Below are 19,228 nucleotides of genomic sequence, written 5' to 3'. Positions count from 1 at the left end.
GTCGTCGCGATGCCTGTCCCTTCTAAGGTTATCTTGGGCTCGCCGAGGCTCGACCGTCTCTCGAAATATTGCGCAATGTAACGGGGGCGGGATTTTCTATGCGCGTCCGCGCAAGCCGACGGCCGGCTGAATTGATCAGCCTGCCGTGCAGTCCGTGCTCCGGTTTTTCAGCTTACTTGTAATCGCCCTTGCGCAGGCGGATGACGACGAGGCGCGTTACGGCGACGAAAACAATTCCGGCGACGAACGCAGCAGGCAACGACGCGGTCGTGTATTCGTACGGCCAGCGGCTTTCGTACGAGACCGGGTTCAGCAGATAGAGATAGGTTGCGAAACCCGCGCCCATCGCGAGCAGAGCCGCAGGATTGAAGCCGCCCCAGAACTGGTAAGGCGTATCCGGGCCGTCCTGATATATCCCGCGCACGTTGAGCACCTTCCGGCGCAGCAGGAACGTGTCGGTGATTTGGATCGCACACAATGGCGCGAAGAAAACGCCGATGAAGGCCAGGAACGTCCCGAAGTTCGAGAAAAACTGTTCCGGGATGAAGATACCGACGGCCGCCACAGGCACAATCGAAAAGAGGATGAGGGTGCTCCAACGCGCATCTTCAAGGGCCGGCACGCGCCGCAAGCCTATAGCCGTCGAATAGACGCCTGCGAGCGATGGTCCAAGGTTTGCGGCCATGATGAGCAGCAGCGCGATGAGGCCATAGAGCGGTCCGCCGAGGGACACGAGCCAAGCCGTCGGATCCGGCACCTGCAGAACAAGCATCGCGGCGAGTCCGACGATGCTCAGCAAGGGCAGCGACAATCCCATCGCCAGCATCGAGGGCAGAACGGAACTCGATGGAGACGGCGATTCACGGACGATCGTTCCGAAGTAGGCCCAGAAGCCTAGCAGCGAAACGATGCTGATCTCGACGCCCGTCACGTAGTTCCAATTGAGGCTGCTCGATGGCATCGAAGGCTTCGCAACGGCAAGAGCGTCCGCTTGCGAGGAGAGCAACTGATAGAGCATCCAAATCCCGATGCCGACGACGACAAAGAACAGGATGTTCGAGGCTGCCTCGAGCCCTTTCAGTCCCCGGAGGAGCACCAGATAGACGACGGCACAGGTGATCGCCGACACGATGCGCACGATCGTCAGCGACGTTCCCGGCTCCGCTAGCCCCAACGTGATCGCCGCCTGCGCCACCGCTTTCCCGAAAAATACGAGAAGCAGGGCATTCCAGCCGATGATCGAGGCATACTGCAGGAAAACCGTGATCAGCCAGCCGCGATTGCCGAACTGAGGCTTCGACGCCGCGATCGAATCGATGCCGTACTTCGTCGACATCGGCACGACCGCCAGCGTCAACATCAGCATGCCGATCATCGATCCCGCGATCAATGCCGCGACGCCCATTTTGAAGTCGAGGTAGAAAGCGACGTATTGACCGATGAGATAGGACCAGTTTCCGCAGGCGGTGACGAGCAGGACGACAGTCAACTGTCTTGTCGTCCACGTCCTATCCTTGACCGTCAGCGGCCAACCGGATTCCGTCACGCTGTCCTGCGGCGCACTCATCTTCCCCCCTACGATTTCTTCGCGGTGCTCTTAATTCCAAAGTTCATCGAGAGTACCAGCACGGCACCCGCCAGCATGAAGACGGCCAAAAGCGCAATGGCATTTTGCGACGATGCCCCGTGCTGCTTGGCAAAGCCAACCAGATACGGTCCGAAAAAACCACCACTGTTTCCCAGGGAACTTATGAGCGCGATCCCAGCCGCAGCCGCAGGGCCGCTCAAGATCGCAGCCGGCACTGCCCAGAAGACGGGGAAAATCGACAAGGTGCACGCCGTCGCTATCGTAAATAGGATGAGCAACGCTATGGGCGAAGAAACGAACGCGCACATTACAAACGCCGCGGTCGCAACGAAGCCCGGGATCGCGATGTGCCAGATGCGTTCGCCAGTCCGGTCGGAACGGCGGCCCCAATACCACATGAACAATGCTGCAATTGCATAGGGCACGGCGACGACCAAGCCGGTCTCGGTATTCGTCAAGGACATACTCTTGACGATTTGGGGCATCCAGAAGCCCAACCCGTAGAGCCCGAGGCCGGTCCCGAAGCAAGACAGGGCGAGGACGAGCACGCGCCGGTCCGTCAGGGCTCCACGAATAGAGTGACTATGACTTGGCACATTCACTTTGCGATCGGCGGCGAGGCGGGCGAGAAGCGCATCGCGCTCGTCGGCGGACAACCACTTTGCCTGCGCAGGAGCGTCCGCAAGCACGAAGAAGCAAATCAAGCCCAGAGCGATTGCGGGCAGTGCTTCGAGAATGAATAGCCATTGCCAGCCGCGAAATCCCAGGACGCCGTTCCAGGCGTCGAGGATCCAGCCAGACAGCGGGGAGCCGATGACCGTCGATATCGGCACAGCCATCATGAGAATGGCGACGGTTCGGGCGCGTTCCTCAGCCGGGATCCAGTTGGTGAGGTAGTAGATGACGCCAGGAAAAAAGCCCGCTTCGGCGGCGCCCAATACAAAACGGAGAACCGCGAGAGCATTGACGCCAGTGACGAAGGCGGTTGTTGCCGACAGCAGGCCCCAAGTTATCATGATCCGCGCCAGCCAGATGCGCGCGCCAACCCGCGACATGACGATGTTGCTCGGCACTTCGAATAGGCAATAGCCGAAAAAGAACACGCCAGCGACAAACCCGAAGGCCTCTGGCTCGATGGCGAGATCCGCATTCATCTGAAGAGCCGCGAAGCTGATGTTCACGCGATCGAGGTAGGCTGTGAAATAAGCCGCGATCAGAAGCGGCAAGACGCGATACTGCACTTTTGCGAGCGCACGGGACAACGGCGGCGGCGACATGCGATGGGATTCCGTGATGCGGGGTTCGTAAAAAAATCGAGCGTTGGCGTTTGCTTGAGGGATGCGCGGCTCTCAACCCTCTACGCTGAGGCCTTGATCTGAGACCGCCTCATCGCGGATCGCCGCGAGGCGCTTGTAGTAAAGATCGCTGTAGATCGACACTTCGAGCCTATCCACCCCCGCAAGCGACCGCACGTTCTGGTCGATCACATCAAGGAGTTCGCGATCGGTCTGGCAGATGAACTCCGTCAGGATGTCATAGCGCCCGGCGCAGATCGCGATGTAGGTCGTATTGGCCAATCCCGCCAACGCATCCGCCACATCCTTCACGCGATGACCGGCCGCTACGTTGATTCCGACCCATGCCATGGAACGGTATTCAAGGCTCATCGGATTGATCAATGCGATGACGCTGACCGTGCCGGTATCGGATAGATTTTTGAAGCGCAGGCGCACCTGACCTTCCGAGACGCCGAGCTCGTCCGCCACTTGCAAAAACGGCTTGCGGCCATCCTCGCTCAGCGAGCGAATGATGCGAACGTCCATCGCATCGATTTCTCGCGGCCGCACGCCCGTTTCGGTGCCGACCTTGTTCTGTGCGGCCGCGAAGTGCGCGAGCTGATAATGCAGACTGAGGTACGGCATGGCTTCGATTGTCTGAATGCCGTCGATCTTGCCGACTTCGTGCTCGATGGTCGCCTGCAGCGCGGCGCGATCGCGACAAAGGACTTCGGCGAAGAGCGAATAGTGGGAATGCGAGACGACGACATAGTCGACGGAGGGAATTTTTTGCAGCTCGCGCGCAATCTCGCTGGCGGGGCGGTCCGGCCGGTTCGTCATTGAGAGCAGCGCCGACGCGCCATAGCCGAGCACCATCGGGTCGGTCACCGCAGTGATCAGCATCACGCGCTGCTCAATGAGATCAAGCACGCGCGTGCGCGCCGTCTTCTCGGTTATCCCTACCTCGCGCGCGATGCGAGAAAACGGCATGCGTCCGTCCGCCTGAAGCAGTGAAACGATGCTTCGATCCAGATCGTCGAGCGATGCAACGAGCCGGAGATAGTCCGGCGTCGTCAGTGTCACTTTCATTCAATCCTCCCCCAGGCCGGCACGATGCGCCGCCGTTCACGAACAAGCGCGAAGCCGCCACCGGATCAAGTCCGTAATGCGTTTCCCAGCCTTGACACGATTGTTGATACGAATTACAGCATTATCAGATCATATTTCGACGAATTACGGTACAGGGAGCGCCCATCGGTGAAAGTAGGCATTTTGCAGGAAGGCGAAGTGATGCCGGGCGCGAGCTATGCCCAGCGCTACCGGGAAATGATTGAAGAGGTTGCTCTGGCGGACAAGCTGGGGTTCTCGACCTGGGGGACGTCCGAACAGCATTTCAGCCCTCCCCGATTTACGGTCTCTGCACCCGAGGTGCTCTATTCCGCGATTTCTCAGCATACCAAGCGGATCAAACTCCGCATTATGTGCTCGGTCCTGTTGAAATGGAATCATCCAATTCTCGTCGCTGAACGCCTGGCGACGCTTAACATCGTTTCCAATGGCCGCGCGGAAATCGGTACGGCGCGCTCAAACAATCTCACAACGTTGGGTGCCTTCGGCGTGAAGCCGACAGAGACGACCGAGCAATGGAACGATTCCATGGAGGTGCTGGCCAAGATCTTCGCCAGCGACCAACTCGAGCACGACGGCCCTGTGTGGAAGATTCCGAAGCGGACGATCGTCCCGTCTTTCGACAAGGCAAACCATCCTGCCGTGTCCGTTGCGGCATCGAGCATCAAGACCCACGCTTCAGCGGGCGAGATGCAGATCGGCGCGATGTGCTTCGAGAACTACTTCGGGTTCGATTACCTGCAGCAGTGCATCGACGCCTACCGTGCGGCTTACCCGCGCGGGAAAAACCTGATGCCCAACCCCAATGAATACATGGGGCTTTACGTTGCGACTGCATTTTGCGGACAGACGCGCGAGGAAGCGGTGCGCGTGGCGCGCGATGTCACGCTCGGGTACTTCAAATTCATTCTCGATCTCTATGTGCCGCTCTCGCGGAATCCGAGCTACGAATATCTCGATCGCATCCAGCTTCTCGAGGCCAACGAGACCAATATTGACTTCCTGCTGAGCGAGACCGCGTCCGTACTCGTCGGTTCCCCGGCGGACTTCATCGAGCGCCTGCGCAAGCTCGAAGCCATGGGTATTGACGAGGTTCTTCTGCGCATCGACGGCGTGCCGCACGAAGACATCATGAAGAGCATCCACCTGATCGGCACCGAAGTTATTCCGGTCGTCGACCGCGATTATAAGATTGCAGCTGAATGACCGACAGCACTCCCGAACCAGCCGATCTCATCGTTCTCAGTCGCCGCATCATCACGATGGACCCTGAGACCGACCCGCGGATTGAAGCCGTCGCGGTTAGGGGAAAGCGCATTCTGCGTCTCCTGCGCAGAGAGGACATCGCGTCCGTCACCAACGAAAAGACGCGTATTATCGATGTCGGCGACCGGCCGGTCATGCCTGGCTTCGTCGATCCGCACGCCCATATCGAGGTCGCTTGCCGCTCGTCTTTCGGCGTCGTCGATTGCAGAGCGCCCGGATGCGGGACAATCGATGAGGTCGTGGCGGCGCTGTCGGCAAAGGCGGTCGAGACCCCTCCGGGCGAATGGGTTGTCGGTCAGGCAAATCTCTTTTTCGATCGCAAGCTCGCCGAGAAGCGCTTTCCGACGCGCTATGAGCTCGACCGGGTCAGCAACTCGCACCCAGTTGCATTGCGCGCCGGCGGCCATCTGACCATTCTCAACTCGAAGGCGCTTGCGGTCTGCATGATCGACCGCAACTATTCTCCGCCTCCGTATTCGATCACGGGGCTTCCGAGCGTCGAGCGCGATGAGTCGGGCGAGCCGACCGGCATCGTGAAGGAGATGGACAATCTTCTGCCGTTCTCGGCGATGGATCGCAAACAGCTCGCGGCCGCGTTGGAGACCGGCATTCCGAAGCTCTTCACGCAATTCGGCGTCACCACGATCGGCGAGATTTCCGAGACGGTCGACGGATTGCAGATCATGAACGATATGGCCGCCAGCGATGAGCTGCCGGTCTCCGTCCGGACCTATATTTGGGCACCGGGTACTCTTTCGCTCGAAGCCGCGTGCAACTGGAAAAAGAGCATTTCCGTCACGGCGTCCGACGATCTCTTTCGCATCCAAGGCGTGAAGCTCTTCGCCGACGGCGGTTTCTCGGCCAAAAGCGCGGCCGTCAAAAATCCGTATCTCGTGTGCGGTTGCCGCGGCGGCCATACCTTCCGCGGAGAGGTTGCGCTCGACAAGGCCTTTGCGCAGAAGGCGATCCAATTGACGCAAAACGCCGGCCTGCAGTTGGCTGTCCATGCCAACGGCGATCGCGCCCAGGAATGGGTTTGCGATACGGTTCTCGAAATGGGCGGCGCGCCGACAGGGCGCGTGCGCACGCGCATCGAACACGCCGGCAACCTGATGCCTTCTGAAGTCACGGCGGACAAGTGGGCCGCAGCGGGCATCATTCCCGTTCCACAGCCGGTGTTCCTCTACACATTCGGCGAGTACTTCCCCGATTACCTCGGCGACTACGGCAAGCTTGGACGCTTCTCATTCGCCACGCTCATGAAGCAAGGCTGGCGTCTGTCCGGCAGCTCGGACGTATGGGTCGGCTCGGAAAGCGGCGCGACGAACCCGCTCTTCGGCGTGTGGTGCTGCCTCAAGCGGCAGACGTATTCCGGCGCAACGCTCGACGCCGAAGAGGCCATCACGCTCGATCAGGCGCTCCGGCTTCACACGCTCGACGCGGCTGCGGTGCTCGGCGAAGACGACGTTCGCGGCAGCCTCGCTCCGGGCAAGTTTGCCGATTTGATCGTTCTCGATCGTGACCCGCACACGGTTGCGGTCGACGAACTGCCGAAGATCAAAGTCGATCACGTGTTCAAGAACGGTAAGCAGATCTGGAACCGAAATGGTAGTGACGCTGCAAACTGAGAGGCCAGCCATGGAACGCCCGCGATTGGTCGATTCCGGTGCGTTCCGTTCGGCCATGGGCGACATGCCGGGCGCCGTTACGGTCATCACGTCTTGGGGACCGGACGGCGCTCCGTCCGGCGCGACGCTTTCGGCGGTCGTTTCGCTCTCTCTCGATCCGCCACAGATGCTGGCGTGCTTCGATCATGCATCGAATACGCTCGGCGCCATTCAGTCTCACGGCCGATTTCTCGTGCACGTCCTCGCCCACGGTCAGCAGGACATCGCGATGACGTTTTCCGGCAAATCTCCGAATAAGTTTCGCGATATTGCTTGGGAATCAGGCGTCCTCGGCCTGCCCAAGATCGAAGGCTGCGTCGTCGCCGTTGCATGCGAGGTCGAAAATATCATCGAGTCCGGCGACCACAAGATCGTCATCGGCCGCGTGATTGAAGTCGATCGCGAAGGCGCGTTGAACCCGATAGTCTACGCACGCCGGAAGATGCTGCCATTCGAAAGCGAGGGAGCGAACCAATGATCCGCCTCACAGTGATTTACGGTGTGCCTGCCGACGCTGCGAAGTTCGATGTGTACTACAAAGATGTGCACGCTCCGCTCGCTGCGAAGATGCCTCACCTCAAGAACTTCAGCTATAGCCGCGGGCCGGTCGCCAGCAGCGATCCCGCGAAGCCGGTGCATCTCGTCGCCTATCTCGATTACGCTTCAAAGGCCGATCTCGAGGCGTCGCTTGCTTCCGAAGAAGGCAAGGCGGCCGTTGCCGACGTTGGAAACTTCGCCGATGGCGGCGCGACCATCCTGACGACCGAGATCTGAAACGCTCGAACGTGACAGGCACAAAACCAAGGAGGCTGGGAATGCGAGGTTTCGATCCAGAACTCGAACGGCGCATTCGCGCTTTCGAAGATACAAGTGCGGACGATGTGGGCTTTACCGTATGGGACTGGCTCGCGCTCATCACGCTCGGGATCATATTCCCCGCCGGCCTTCTGATCTGGGGATGGCCCTGGTGACACGCTCCACCGCACCAACAATCGCTTTCATTCCATGAGCGGCGGACCCTGCTCGCTCGCACTCAACCAGCGTAGGTGAAACACCAAATGTCGATAGTCGAAACCGTCGAAGTGAAGTCAGCCTCGAAGCAAACGACCGACTTTCTGTCTGCGCAGCATAAGCTGGTCATCGGTGGAACCGCGGCACTCAGCACGACTGGGGAGACCTTTCAGACGTTCGATCCGGCGCTCGGCAAGGTGCTGACATCCGTTCCGCATGCAAAGCAGGCGGACGTCGATGCGGCCGTCGCGGCGGCGCAGGCGGCACAGCCGGTGTGGCAGAGAATGGCGCCGAGCGAACGCGCGGCGCTCTTGCTGCGGTTCGCGGATCTGATCGAACGCGATACGGCGTGGATTTCGGAAATCGAAAGCCTGGATTCCGGAAAGCCCAAGTTGCACATCGCAGCGGTCGACATTCCGCTGGGCGTCGGCGCGCTTCGCTATAACGCCGGCTGGTGCACCAAGCTCGCCGGCGAAACGATCCCCGTCAGCTCGCCTGACATGCACGTCTACACGCGCCGCGAACCGGTCGGCGTGGTCGCCGCGATCGTGCCCTGGAATTTCCCGCTCTGCCAGGCTTGCTTCAAGATCGCGCCCGCTCTGGCGGCCGGCTGCACAGTCATCTTAAAGCCCGCCGAGCAGACGCCGCTTTCGGCTCTCATTCTCGGAAAGCTGGCTCTCGAAGCCGGCATCCCGCCCGGCGTTCTCAATGTTCTGACCGGCGAAGGCGCGACGACGGGCCAAGCGTTGGTCGAGCATCCGGGCGTCGCCAAGATCTCATTCACGGGGTCGGAAGAAGTCGGCAAGCATATCGCGCGCAGCGCTTCCAAAACGCTGAAGCACGTGTCGCTCGAGCTTGGCGGCAAAAATCCAAACATCATCTTTGCGGATTGCGACGTCGAGGCTGCTGCCTCGGTCGCCGCCGGCGCCATCTTCTTCTACAGCGGGCAGGTCTGCTCTGCGGGCTCGCGTCTCATGGTCGACGCGGCCGTCTACGACCGTGTCGTCGATCGCGTCGTGTCGGAAGCGAAGCAATTGAAGCTCGGCCACGGTCTCAACGCCGACACGACGATGGGCCCGTTGATTTCGGAAGACCAGCTCGCGCGGGTCAACGGCTTCGTCGAACAATCGCGCAAGGGAGGCATCGAAGTCGCCATTGGCGGAAATCGCGGCAAAGGCGACCTCGCGTCCGGTTCGTTCTACGAGCCGACCGTGCTTTGCGGCGCGGACGATAGCGCCAGCGTCGTCAGGGAAGAAATCTTTGGACCGGTTCTCACGATCCAGAAATTCAATTCTCTCGACGATCTCGTGCCGCGGGCAAACAACAGCAACTTCGGGCTCGCCGCCGGCATCTGGACGCGCGACATCTCGAAGGCGCACGCTGCCGCGGCAGCGATCCAGGCCGGCACGATCTGGATCAACACCTATAACCAGTTCGATGCCGCTGTCGGCTGGGGCGGCTTCAAGCAGTCGGGCTACGGCAAGGACAACGGCCGCGAGGGTCTCGACAAGTATCTCCAGACGAAGACCGTTTGGGTCAATTACGGTTCATAACACTGCCAAATTTCCAATAGACGGCCCGCCAGAAGGCTGTCTTTAGAGTGGGTGGCGTCCGGTGATCTGGACGCGCCCAAGAAGCCAAGGGAGTGAAAATGAAAAAGTACATCATCGAGCGAAACATACCGGGTGTTGGCGATTCCAGCGCGGAGCAGCTCAAAGGCGCGGCCGCGACTTCCAATGCCGCCTTGGCAAAATTATCGCCCGACGTGCAGTGGCTTCACTCCTACATCGCAGGCGACAGCACGTTCTGCGTCTATCTTGCGAAAGACGAAGCCGCGATCCGCAAACACGCGGAACTGAGCGGCTTCCCAGCGAACCGCATCATCGAAGTCAAAACGGTCATTGATCCTTCGGCAGCGGGCTGAAACGAACTGAATTGAATGGGGCACTATCGGGGCGCTCGGACGAAAGTCCGGCGCCCCTTTTTGCTGCCCGCTTTCTGCTCAACGGGAGTGCGTCTTTGCCGCCACGGGCGGGCCACCTCGGAAAAAAGGTGCGGAACAAACTCCGGCCGTTCAGCGTCGTTGCCTTTGGGTTGATAGAGAGCGGGCGCGAAGATGCCGTTTCCACGTGGAGTCATAGACAGCGAACATCTCGACATCATGCAGCAGGCGATGGACCTTGCGTGCAGCGAGCTCGCCATCGCGGAGACCGACAGCGCCAGCCGCGAGCGGATTGCCTTTCTGGTTACAGGCTTCATGCGGGCCGGCGAACACGATCCCAGAAAGCTGACGATCTACGTGGTCGATCAGTTCAAACTGCCGATCTAGAGGGACCGCTTATTCCGCCGCGGCGGCTTTGGTGGCGGCTTCCAATTCCGGGCCTGCTGTTCGAGGCTTCGGCTCAGGTCCGGAAATTCGCAGCAGGCGGCCGAGGCGGATGAGCGCTTCCGGCAAAACGCCGAGATTGAGAAGCGTCGCCGTCGTCAGTCCGCCGAGCACCGTGATCGCCATTGGAGCTTCGATTTCGTGTCCGGGCCGCCCCAAGCCCAGCGCCAGCGGCACAAGTCCAAGAGCTGCCATCAGCGCGGTCATGAACACCGGCGCGAGGCGCTCGGACGCGGCGAGACGGATGGTTTCAGGACTCCAACCCTTGCCTTCCTCGTCCGCCACGTACTCGACGTGTGCCAGCATCATGACCGAGTTGCGCGCGCCGATGCCGAAAACGGTGATGAGGCCGACGAGACTTCCGAGCGTCATGCCGATGCCGCTGACTACGATCGCCGCGATGCTGCCGATGAGGCAGAACGGCAAATTGATCAGTACCAATACCGCTAGACCGCGGCGACGGAACGCCATCGTCAGTGCGGCGACTATGAGCGCGGTGCTCATGACTGTCAGGCCGGCGAGCCGGATCTGCCCCTCGCGTTCCGCCTCGGCCTGTCCCGTGAACGAGACATACACATCCTTGGGCAAGGTCAGCGCTTCGACGCATTCGCGCGCTTCGTTCACGATCTCGCGCAGCGAATGGCCCTTGCCCCCGTTGAAGGTGACTGAGACGCGCCGCTGGGCGCCGTCGTGCTGAATGTTCGATCGGCCTTCGGTGAGCGTAATCGCTGCAACGTTCTTCAAAAGCGTCCTTGTCGTGGCGTTGCCGATCATCAGCTTGTCGAGCGCGCTGATGCGGTTGCGATCGTCGGGGGAAAGAATGACCACGACATCGACGGTGCGCGCGCCATCATAGGTCTGGCCCACCGTGGTTCCGGCAAATCCGGTCTGGATCGCATCGAGCGCGTCGCGCGAAGAAAGGCCATAATTTGCGAGCGCAACGGGGTCGAGCTTCACCGACAGCGTCGGCACCATGGCGCTACGCGGCATTCTGAGATCGGTGACGCCGGGAATGTCCGCGACGGCTTTTTGAATGTCTTCGGCGGCACTTTCGAGCGATGCAAGGTCGGTTCCGAGCGCACTGATGACGACCTGCGCCGTCTCGCCGCTCAAGCTTTCGCTGATGCGATCGCCGAGGAACGTCAACGTCGCGCTTCTCACTTCGGGAAAGCCCTTCAGCGTGTCACGAATGATGCTTTGGGCCTCTTCCTCGCTTTCGTCGTGCACCGGCTTCAATTCGATGTGGAACTCGCTTCGATCGACACTCCAGGTATCCTCGCCGGCTTCGGCGCGGCCGATCTGGTGTCCAACGGTATCGACGAATGGGAGCTTCAGCAGGGCTTGCGTCACGCGCTCTCCGATCGCCACGACGTCATCCGTCGATGTGCCAGGAGACGCCATCGCCATTTGCAGAACGAAATGGCCTTCGCGGAACTGCGGGATGAGCTCGCTGTGGAGAAAGGGAACAGCCGCGGCGGAAGCCAACGCGGCGAGCGCCAAAAGCAGAACCGTTGCGCCCCATGCTCGATGCACAAGCGCCAAGACCCATCGCTGAGCGGATTTAAGGCCCCTTACTAGCGGCGATTCTTTCGTGTCCTCGCTATTGGTCAGCAGCAGCGCACACAGAGCCGGCGTCACCGTAAGCGCCACGAGCATCGACGCGAGCACCGCGAGGATAAACGTCAGCGCCATCGGTCCGATGAAGCGGCCTTGCACACCCCCAGCAAACAGCACCGGGAAGAATGCGAAGATCACCGCGAGTGTGCCGTAAAGCATGGATCCGCGGATTTCGATCGAGGCGTCTTCGATGATGTGCAGACGGTTGGCATCGGACCCGGCGAGGCGCAACCGTCTTGCGATGTTCTCGATGTCGATAATCGCGTCATCGACAAGAACGCCGAGCGCCAGCGCGAAGCCGCCGAGCGTCATCGTGTTCAGGGATTGACCGAATTCGCTCAACACAGCGACGGCAGCAAGAAGCGACAGCGGTATCGCGAGGAACGAGATGAGCGACGCGCGCACGCTTCGGAGGAAGGCATAGAGGACAAACAGGATCAATGCCGATCCGAGCGCCAGGGCGGTCTCGAGATTTTTCAGTGCGCGCACGACGAACGATGCCGGACGATGGAGTGCGGGATATACCGTAATGCCCCGGCGTTCGAGCGCGGGCCTAAACTCGTCAAGCGCGGCTTCGGTAGCCTTGGTGGCATCGAGCGTATTGGCGCCGAACTGTCCGGAGACCGTGATCAAAACTCCGGGCTGGCCCATGATCGTGGCGTCACCGATCTTCGCGGCGGGTCCGATCGTCACGGTCGCCACATCGGCAAGACGAACCGGGCGATTGTTCTGCATCGTGACGACGGCTTGCGCTATCGCGCGCGGGTCCGGCGCGGGCGGCGGCGTTTCGATCGTGATCCGTTGTGCCGATGTCTCGACGATGCCGCCGCCGCGAAGGGCAATGGCAGCGCTTGCCGCGTCCATCACTTCGGTTACCGTCAGCCCGAGCGCCGCGATCCGTTCGAGATCGGGCTGAATTTGAACCTGCCTGATCGCGCCGCCGTACACGGTGACGCGCGCGATGCCGGGGACGGCGAGCAACCGGGGCTTGATCGTCCATTCGGCGATGTCGCGCAGCGCATAGGGATCGACCTGATCGGAGATCATGCCGAGCTTCAGCACGTCCATCGTGCTCGAAGTCAGGGGCGTCAGCTTCGGCGGTCCGACGCCTGCGGGCAGTTTGCCATTGAGCGTCGTCAGGCGTTCGGCGATGCCTTGTCGCGCCGCGTTGGCATCCGCCCCTTGATTGAACGTTACGAGCACGACGGAGAGGCCGTAAACGGACTCCGATCGAACGGTGTCGATGCCCGGGCCGCCGATTACCGCCGCCTCGATGGGGCGCGTGATGATCTGCTCGACCTGCTCCGGCGCGAGGCCGGGCGTTTCGGTTTGGATCGTCACTTGCGGAGGGACGAACTCCGGAAAGACATCGAGCGGCGCTCGCATCGCAAGAAAGATTCCGGCGATGAACCAGACGACCGAGAGCAGAGCGACGAAGCCACGATAGCGGATCGACCAGCGTATGAGCGCGTTCATGCCGGTTTAGTCCGGGTCACCGGTTGGAGACGTATGGCTTTGAGCGACCGCAGGCGCCGCGGACTTTGCCGTTCCTGCCGGTGCTGCTGCGGGCGCCGGAGCTTGCGGTTCGGCATCGTCATCATCGTCGAGGCCACCTGGCGTCGCTTCCCGCGCGAGCAGAACGGACGCGCCTTTGACGACGACGCGCGTGCCCGGGTCGAAGCCACTCTTCACGAAAAATCCGTCGTCGACCGGCGCCTCCAAGGACACGAGCTTGCGCTCATACTTCTTTGGCCCGGTTTCCACGTAGCACCACGATTTGCCTCCATAGACGACGAGCGCGGCGTTCGGAATGACGGCGCCGCTGAGCCTTTCCGGACTATCCGCAATGACGCGCGCGCGATCGCCGGCGCGCAGTCCGGGACCGGCATTGATCAAGCCGAAGAAGGAGACGCCGGGCATCGCAAGATTTCCGGAAGGCGCGGCCCAAAGGACATCGACCTTCGTTTCCGGACCGCCGCGAAGAGGCACGACACGGACATTCTCCGGTTCGTCCGCTGCCATATCGGGGAAATCGAGGCGGAGCACGGCGCGTTTTCCATCCGCAATATCGGCCATCAATGTCTGCCGGGCCTCGGCAGTCACGAACGGCGCCTTATCGCCCCACGATTGCTGAAGACGCGTCAGAAGCAGCTTCAACTGCGAGGCGTCCATGCCCTCCTGGCGCGCCGCGTTCTCGAGCGTCTGCCTCGACAGCATGGTGGACGCCTTGAAGCGCTCAAGCTGACCGTGACTGAAACTCGCCGCGACCGTCGCGGAGCGGATATCTGCATCGAGTTGTAGCAGCGCATCTGGATTGAGGACGGTTGCTATGCCCTGGAGCTTCACCGGCTCGTTCGAGGCGGTGAGCGTGACGGTGTGGACCGGAAGCGGAACAGCATTCGGACGGTCGTCTCCAGTCTGGGCCTCTTCGGAGTGCGGCGCGTTGCAGCCCGTCAGAATGATTGCGCTGAAAACAAGCGCCGAAGCTTTGAGAATCGGGGCGAACTTCAAACTGGCCTCCATCCCGGCCGGGCATTATTCCCCTTTTTATTCGGGAATTTTTCCCGAACAATGCTCCAAAGAGGCAGCGGCGCCTAGCGAATTTTCGAAGGCCGACGATTTGGATGGAAACGGAGGCCCAAGACTTTGCGCTTAGTTGCGGATGAATTCTGGCAACGGCTCGGGATCGCAATCGGCGTAGCGTCCGGAAAATTATACGCAGCGATTTGGAACATACTGCAGAGCATCATTTTAATCGAAATACCGATGCTCCAGTAGTTATACAGAAACCAATCTTTGCGAGATGATATCTATACGGCATCAGTAAAATCACTTACCTTTATTGAACGCCTTTATTCAATTTCCCGATAACACTATGGGTTCTACTGATGGGTGACGAATCCTTACTGCGATCGTCGGCACGCCGATGCATGATACCTGCATGTATCCTTCTTCCAGCGCTGTCGCTTACGGCTTGCGGCGAGAAGAATACTTTCGTTCCCCCTCCACCGCCCAAGATCGAAGTAGCGACGCCCTTAAAGGAAGGGGTGACTCGCTATCTGGAAAGCACCGGCAGCACGGCGGCAGTGAACAGCACGACCCTGGTCGCGCGCGTTCAAGGCTTCGTTGAAGCGATCAAGTATCAGGACGGCGACTCCGTAAAGGCGGGGCAAGTTTTATTCGTTATCGAGCAAAAGCCCTACCAGCTTGCGCTCGAGCAGTCGGAAGCCGGGTTGTCGAGCGCGGCGGCTTCGTCAGCGCAGACGATGGCCGACTACAATCGGCAGGTCGATCTCGCAGGCAAGAATATCGCCAGCCAAGCAGCCCTCGATCAGGCGACTGCGGCCAAGGAGGCGGCGGTCGCGAAACAGAAGCAGTCCGAGGTTGATATCGATCAGGCGAAGCTCAACCTCAGCTACACGGAAGTCAAAGCGCCGTTCGACGGCATCGTGACATCGCGCGAGGTCTCCCTAGGGCAACTCGCCGGTGCAGGCAGCCCGACGACACTCGCGACCATCGTCCAGCTCGAACCCATTTACGTCAATTTTTCGGTCAGTGAAGTCGACGTGCAGGATATCCGCTCGGAGATGAGGGCACGCGGGATCACCAGCGAGGAACTCAAGAAGATTCCCGTGGAAGTCGGTTTGCAAAGCGAGACGGGATATCCGCATCAGGGCACACTCGACTACGTTGCGCCAAGCATTACCGCGGCGACGGGCACTCTCGCCGTTCGCGGTGTGCTGCCCAACACCGACCGCGCGCTGCTTCCCGGCTATTTCGTGCGCGTGCGCATTCCGAGATCAGTGCAGCCCAACTCGCTTCTCGTTCCGGACCGCATCGTCGGTAGCGACCAGAGCGGACGCTACGTACTCATCGTGAACAAGGACGACACGGTCGAGCAGCGCAAAGTCGTACTCGGCCAACAGGTGGGCGACTTGCGCGTCATTAAGTCGGGACTTTCACCCGACGACCGCGTCGTCATATCCGGATTGATGACGACGGTGCCGGGCCAAAAAATCGAGCCGGTATTGGAGACCATCGCGAAGCCCGAGAGCACGTCGAAGCCTGAAGTCCAACCCAAAGCGGTGGGCCCGTCGAAATCGGAAGCTTCGCCATGATCTCGAAATTCTTCATCGAGCGGCCGGTTCTTGCGAACGTCATCGCGCTTCTGATGGTGGTGATCGGCGCGGTTAGTCTATTGCGGCTGCCCGTTTCGCAATATCCGGATGTCGTGCCGCCGACCGTTCAGGTGACGACGCGCTATCCCGGCGCGAGCGCACGCACGGTGATCGATACGGTCGCTTTGCCAATCGAGCAGCAAGTGAACGGCGTCGAGCGCATGCTTTACATGCAGTCGTACGCCGCTTCCGACGGAAGCTACTCGTTGACCGTAACGTTCGAGATCGGCACCGATCTCAACTCGGCGCAGGTTCTGGTGCAGAACCGGGTCTCGGCTGCCATGGCGTCGCTGCCGCAATCGGTGCAGGTGCAGGGCGTCGTCGTTCAGAAGAAGTCCACGGCCATTCTGCAGATCGTTACGCTGACGTCGCCCGACAACCGGTTCGACAGCCTCTATCTCAGCAATTACGGCACGATCCGGCTAAAGGATGAAATTGCGCGCCTGCCGGGCGTCGGCAACGTCGTTGTTTTCGGCGCCGGGCAGTATTCGATGCGGATCTGGCTCGATCCGGAAAAAATGCAGGCGCGCGGGCTCAATGCGCAGGACGTGGTCCAGTCCCTTCAGCAACAGAGCCAGGAGGTGACGGCTGGGCAGATCGGCGCGCCGCCCGTGACGGGCGCGCAAACATTTCAATACACGCTCGACGTCATCGGACGCTTCGAAGATGCGGAGCAGTTTGCGAACGTCGTCGTCAAAACGGGCACAGCCGGCGATTTAACGCGGTTGCGCGACGTCGGCCGGGTGGAACTCGGCGCGCAAACCTATGCGCAGATTTTCAATCTCAACGGCAAGCAAGCCGCGGGACTTGCGATTTTTCTCACTCCCGGCGCCAACGCGCTCGAAGTCGCCACCGAAGTCTCTAAGAAGATGCAGGCGCTGGCGAAGGAATTTCCGGAAGGGATGACGTACTCCATTCCGTTCGACACAACGACGTTCGTGCAACAGGCGATATCGGAAGTCTACAAGACCCTTATCGAAGCCGCCGTCCTCGTGTTGATCGTCATCCTCGTCTTCCTGCAGGATTGGCGCGCGATGCTGGTTCCGGCGACGACCGTGCCGGTGACGATCATCGGCGCTTTCGCCGCCATGGCGGCGATGGGATTCTCGGTCAACCTTTCCACGTTGTTCGCAATCGTGCTCGCCATCGGCATTGTGGTGGACGATGCGATCATCGTCGTAGAGGGCGCGGCTCACAATATCGAACGGGGTATGTCGGGCCACGACGCCGCGATTGCCGCCATGAACGTTCTGATGGGTCCGATCATCGGCATCACGCTCGTTCTGATGGCGGTGTTTCTGCCCGCGTCCTTCCTGCCCGGCCTGACAGGGCAAATGTACGCGCAGTTCGCGCTCGTCATCGCCGCGACGGCCTTGATCAGCGCCATCAACGCGGCAACGCTGAAGCCCACGCAATGCGCGCTTTGGCTTCGCCGTCCCGTGCCGCCAGAGAACCGGAATTTCTTCTACCGGGGGTTCAACGCTCTTTATCAGCGTCTTGAGGACCGCTACGCCGGGTTGATCGACAGGATGGTTCACCACAGCGGTCTGATGGCACTCATCGCGCTCGGTATCATCGGTGGATCCATCTATGGAATGACGCGCGTTCCGACGGGCTTTCTGCCCATCGAAGACCAGGGATATTTGATTGCGGCCGTCCAGCTTCCGGAGGGGGCGTCACTCGGCCGGACGCAGAAAGCGCTCGAACAGGTCGAACAGATCGCGAATGCGGTGCCGGGCGTGGAACGCGTCATCACCATCGCCGGCCAGTCGGCACTCGACAACAGCGCTTCGCTTGCGAACGCCGGCGTTTCCTACATCATGTTGAAGGATTGGAGTGCGCGCGGACCGGGCCAGGATCTAGGGTCACTCTATAAGACTCTCAACGAGAAGCTTTCGACGATCACCGACGGCCGTGTGCTTGTCGTGCCGCCACCGCCGATCCAAGGCATCGGCAATGCCGGCGGCTTCACGATGGTGGTCGAGCTTCGCGACAGTAGTTTCGATCTCGCCAAGCTCGAAAGCTCGGTCAACGCCATGGTGCGCGCCGCCAGCACGCAGTCAGGCATTCAACGCGCCTCGACCACGTTCCGCGCCACCGCTCCGCAATATAAAGTTACGATCGACCGCGAGAAAGTGCAGACGCTTCTGCTGACGACCGATCAGGTGTTTTCGACACTCGCGAGCTATCTGGGTTCGAGCTACGTCGACCAGTTCAACAAATTCGGACGCGTCTTCCAGATTTACGTGCAGGGCGACGCGTCATTCCGCATGACGCCGGATGACATCCTCGGTCTCAAGGTTCGCAATCAGAACGGCGACATGATCCCGCTCGGTACCGTTCTTACGATCACGCCGACTGTCGGCGCGTCGCTCATCAGCCTTTACAATCTCTACCCTGCCGCCACGATCGTCGGCGTGCCGGCAAAGGGCTTTTCATCCGGGCAGGCCATCCAGCTGATGGAGGAGATCGCCGCGCACGAGTTGCCGTCCGGGGTCGGCTATTCATGGACGGCGCTTTCATATCAAGAGAAGATCGTCGGCGGCCAAATCTATTACGTGTTCGCTCTCGCCATGCTTCTCGTCTATCTCGTGCTCGCCGGCCAGTACGAGAGCTGGTACGCGCCGATGTCGGTTTTGCTGGCCGTGCCGTTGTCCCTCATCGGGCCGGTGCTGGTATTGCTGGCGGTGGGCGTCGACAACAACCTCTACGTCCAGATCGGTCTTGTTCTTCTGATCGCCCTTTCGGCGAAGAACGCCATTCTGATCGTGGAGGTCGCGCGCGAGCTCAGAGCCGAAGGCAAGCCGATCCTTGAATCCGCGCGTGATGCCGCGCGGGCCCGGTTCCGGCCGATCCTGATGACGTCGTTTGCGTTCATTCTCGGCGTCGCGCCCCTGGTGTTCGCCACCGGAGCTGGCGCCTCGGCGCGGAAATCGATCGGCATCACCGTTTTCAGCGGCATGCTCGCTTCGACGTGCCTGGCGGTGCTCTTCGTTCCATCGCTCTACGTCATCATCCAGCGCTTCGAAGAGTGGCGCCAATCACGCAAGCAAAAGCCGGTTCCCGTGATGGCGCCGCCGCGAAGCGAATAGGCGTTCGGCTGGTGGCGC

Annotated in this window: 15 protein-coding genes; 10 read left to right on the top strand and 5 right to left on the bottom strand. The window is 60.6% G+C overall.

Translation table 11 applies throughout. From position 1 onward, the window contains the following. Window positions 1-172 precede the first annotated feature (172 nt). From AB4Z24_RS18780 to AB4Z24_RS18770, 3 genes are all read right to left on the bottom strand, one after another. A complete protein-coding gene (locus tag AB4Z24_RS18780) occupies window positions 173-1,567 on the bottom strand; it encodes a cytosine permease (protein ID WP_441710578.1) in 1,395 nt (464 codons plus the stop codon). Between the two features lie 8 nt (window positions 1,568-1,575). Next, on the bottom strand, window positions 1,576-2,865 hold the full coding sequence (locus AB4Z24_RS18775; protein ID WP_441710577.1) for an MFS transporter: 1,290 nt from the start codon (window positions 2,863-2,865) through the stop codon (window positions 1,576-1,578). 72 nt (window positions 2,866-2,937) lie between these two features. Next, entirely contained in the window at window positions 2,938-3,954 is a 1,017-nt protein-coding gene (locus AB4Z24_RS18770) for an Lrp/AsnC family transcriptional regulator (protein ID WP_441710576.1), read from the bottom strand. A gap of 168 nt (window positions 3,955-4,122) precedes the next feature. Here AB4Z24_RS18770 and AB4Z24_RS18765 point away from each other — a divergent pair, with 168 nt between their 5' ends. The 8 genes from AB4Z24_RS18765 (at window position 4,123) to AB4Z24_RS18730 (ending at window position 10,266) form a co-directional block, all read left to right on the top strand. Then, on the top strand, window positions 4,123-5,199 hold the full coding sequence (locus tag AB4Z24_RS18765; protein ID WP_441710575.1) for an LLM class flavin-dependent oxidoreductase: 1,077 nt from the start codon (window positions 4,123-4,125) through the stop codon (window positions 5,197-5,199). Next, window positions 5,196-6,887: an amidohydrolase gene (locus tag AB4Z24_RS18760; RefSeq protein WP_441710574.1), complete on the top strand. Its 1,692-nt coding sequence runs from the start codon at window positions 5,196-5,198 to the stop codon at window positions 6,885-6,887. Before AB4Z24_RS18765 ends, AB4Z24_RS18760 begins: the two co-directional genes overlap by 4 nt. Window positions 6,888-6,897: 10 nt before the next feature. Continuing rightward, window positions 6,898-7,404 (top strand): flavin reductase family protein, encoded by a 507-nt coding sequence (locus AB4Z24_RS18755; protein ID WP_441710573.1) that lies wholly within the window; start codon window positions 6,898-6,900, stop codon window positions 7,402-7,404. After that, a complete protein-coding gene (locus tag AB4Z24_RS18750; protein WP_441710572.1) occupies window positions 7,401-7,700 on the top strand; it encodes an EthD family reductase in 300 nt (99 codons plus the stop codon). The genes AB4Z24_RS18755 and AB4Z24_RS18750 overlap by 4 nt, the downstream gene beginning before the upstream one ends. Before the next feature lie 41 nt (window positions 7,701-7,741). After that, on the top strand, window positions 7,742-7,897 hold the full coding sequence (locus AB4Z24_RS18745) for a hypothetical protein (protein WP_441710571.1): 156 nt from the start codon (window positions 7,742-7,744) through the stop codon (window positions 7,895-7,897). Between the two features lie 87 nt (window positions 7,898-7,984). Then, window positions 7,985-9,490: an aldehyde dehydrogenase family protein gene (locus AB4Z24_RS18740; RefSeq protein ID WP_441710570.1), complete on the top strand. Its 1,506-nt coding sequence runs from the start codon at window positions 7,985-7,987 to the stop codon at window positions 9,488-9,490. 98 nt (window positions 9,491-9,588) lie between these two features. Beyond that, window positions 9,589-9,861 carry a DUF4242 domain-containing protein gene (locus AB4Z24_RS18735; RefSeq protein WP_441710655.1) on the top strand — a complete coding sequence of 91 codons (273 nt, stop codon included), beginning with the start codon at window positions 9,589-9,591 and terminating at the stop codon, window positions 9,859-9,861. A gap of 192 nt (window positions 9,862-10,053) precedes the next feature. Next, complete coding sequence (locus AB4Z24_RS18730) at window positions 10,054-10,266, top strand: hypothetical protein (protein WP_441710569.1); 213 nt, start codon at window positions 10,054-10,056, stop codon at window positions 10,264-10,266. A gap of 9 nt (window positions 10,267-10,275) precedes the next feature. Here AB4Z24_RS18730 and AB4Z24_RS18725 read toward each other — a convergent pair whose 3' ends face one another. Next, window positions 10,276-13,416 (bottom strand): efflux RND transporter permease subunit, encoded by a 3,141-nt coding sequence (locus AB4Z24_RS18725; protein ID WP_441710568.1) that lies wholly within the window; start codon window positions 13,414-13,416, stop codon window positions 10,276-10,278. 6 nt (window positions 13,417-13,422) lie between these two features. Then, the gene (locus AB4Z24_RS18720) at window positions 13,423-14,451 is read right to left on the bottom strand and encodes a hypothetical protein (protein WP_441710567.1); all 1,029 of its coding nucleotides are present in this window, start codon (window positions 14,449-14,451) and stop codon (window positions 13,423-13,425) included. Between the two features lie 377 nt (window positions 14,452-14,828). Between AB4Z24_RS18720 and AB4Z24_RS18715 the strand changes: the two genes are divergently transcribed. Next, complete coding sequence (locus tag AB4Z24_RS18715; RefSeq protein ID WP_441710566.1) at window positions 14,829-16,058, top strand: efflux RND transporter periplasmic adaptor subunit; 1,230 nt, start codon at window positions 14,829-14,831, stop codon at window positions 16,056-16,058. After that, the gene (locus AB4Z24_RS18710; RefSeq protein ID WP_441710565.1) at window positions 16,055-19,210 is read left to right on the top strand and encodes an efflux RND transporter permease subunit; all 3,156 of its coding nucleotides are present in this window, start codon (window positions 16,055-16,057) and stop codon (window positions 19,208-19,210) included. Before AB4Z24_RS18715 ends, AB4Z24_RS18710 begins: the two co-directional genes overlap by 4 nt. Window positions 19,211-19,228 lie beyond the last annotated feature (18 nt).

The organism is Hyphomicrobium sp. 2TAF46 (assembly GCF_052114865.1).
Taxonomy (GTDB): domain Bacteria; phylum Pseudomonadota; class Alphaproteobacteria; order Rhizobiales; family Hyphomicrobiaceae; genus Hyphomicrobium_B.
Note: the sequence above shows the minus strand (reverse complement) of the source record. Positions and strands in the feature narration are given on the sequence as shown.

Bases quoted from the DNA above. Each gene is read 5' to 3' on its own strand.
- AB4Z24_RS18780 (WP_441710578.1), bottom strand. From the start codon at position 1,567: ATGAGTGCGCCGCAGGACAGCGTGACGGAATCCGGTTGGCCGCTGACG.
- AB4Z24_RS18775 (WP_441710577.1), bottom strand. From the start codon at position 2,865: ATGTCGCCGCCGCCGTTGTCCCGTGCGCTCGCAAAAGTGCAGTATCGC.
- AB4Z24_RS18770 (WP_441710576.1), bottom strand. From the start codon at position 3,954: ATGAAAGTGACACTGACGACGCCGGACTATCTCCGGCTCGTTGCATCG.
- AB4Z24_RS18760 (WP_441710574.1), top strand. From the start codon at position 5,196: ATGACCGACAGCACTCCCGAACCAGCCGATCTCATCGTTCTCAGTCGC.
- AB4Z24_RS18755 (WP_441710573.1), top strand. From the start codon at position 6,898: ATGGAACGCCCGCGATTGGTCGATTCCGGTGCGTTCCGTTCGGCCATG.
- AB4Z24_RS18750 (WP_441710572.1), top strand. From the start codon at position 7,401: ATGATCCGCCTCACAGTGATTTACGGTGTGCCTGCCGACGCTGCGAAG.
- AB4Z24_RS18745 (WP_441710571.1), top strand. From the start codon at position 7,742: ATGCGAGGTTTCGATCCAGAACTCGAACGGCGCATTCGCGCTTTCGAA.
- AB4Z24_RS18740 (WP_441710570.1), top strand. From the start codon at position 7,985: ATGTCGATAGTCGAAACCGTCGAAGTGAAGTCAGCCTCGAAGCAAACG.
- AB4Z24_RS18735 (WP_441710655.1), top strand. From the start codon at position 9,589: ATGAAAAAGTACATCATCGAGCGAAACATACCGGGTGTTGGCGATTCC.
- AB4Z24_RS18730 (WP_441710569.1), top strand. From the start codon at position 10,054: ATGCCGTTTCCACGTGGAGTCATAGACAGCGAACATCTCGACATCATG.
- AB4Z24_RS18725 (WP_441710568.1), bottom strand. From the start codon at position 13,416: ATGAACGCGCTCATACGCTGGTCGATCCGCTATCGTGGCTTCGTCGCT.
- AB4Z24_RS18715 (WP_441710566.1), top strand. From the start codon at position 14,829: ATGGGTGACGAATCCTTACTGCGATCGTCGGCACGCCGATGCATGATA.
- AB4Z24_RS18710 (WP_441710565.1), top strand. From the start codon at position 16,055: ATGATCTCGAAATTCTTCATCGAGCGGCCGGTTCTTGCGAACGTCATC.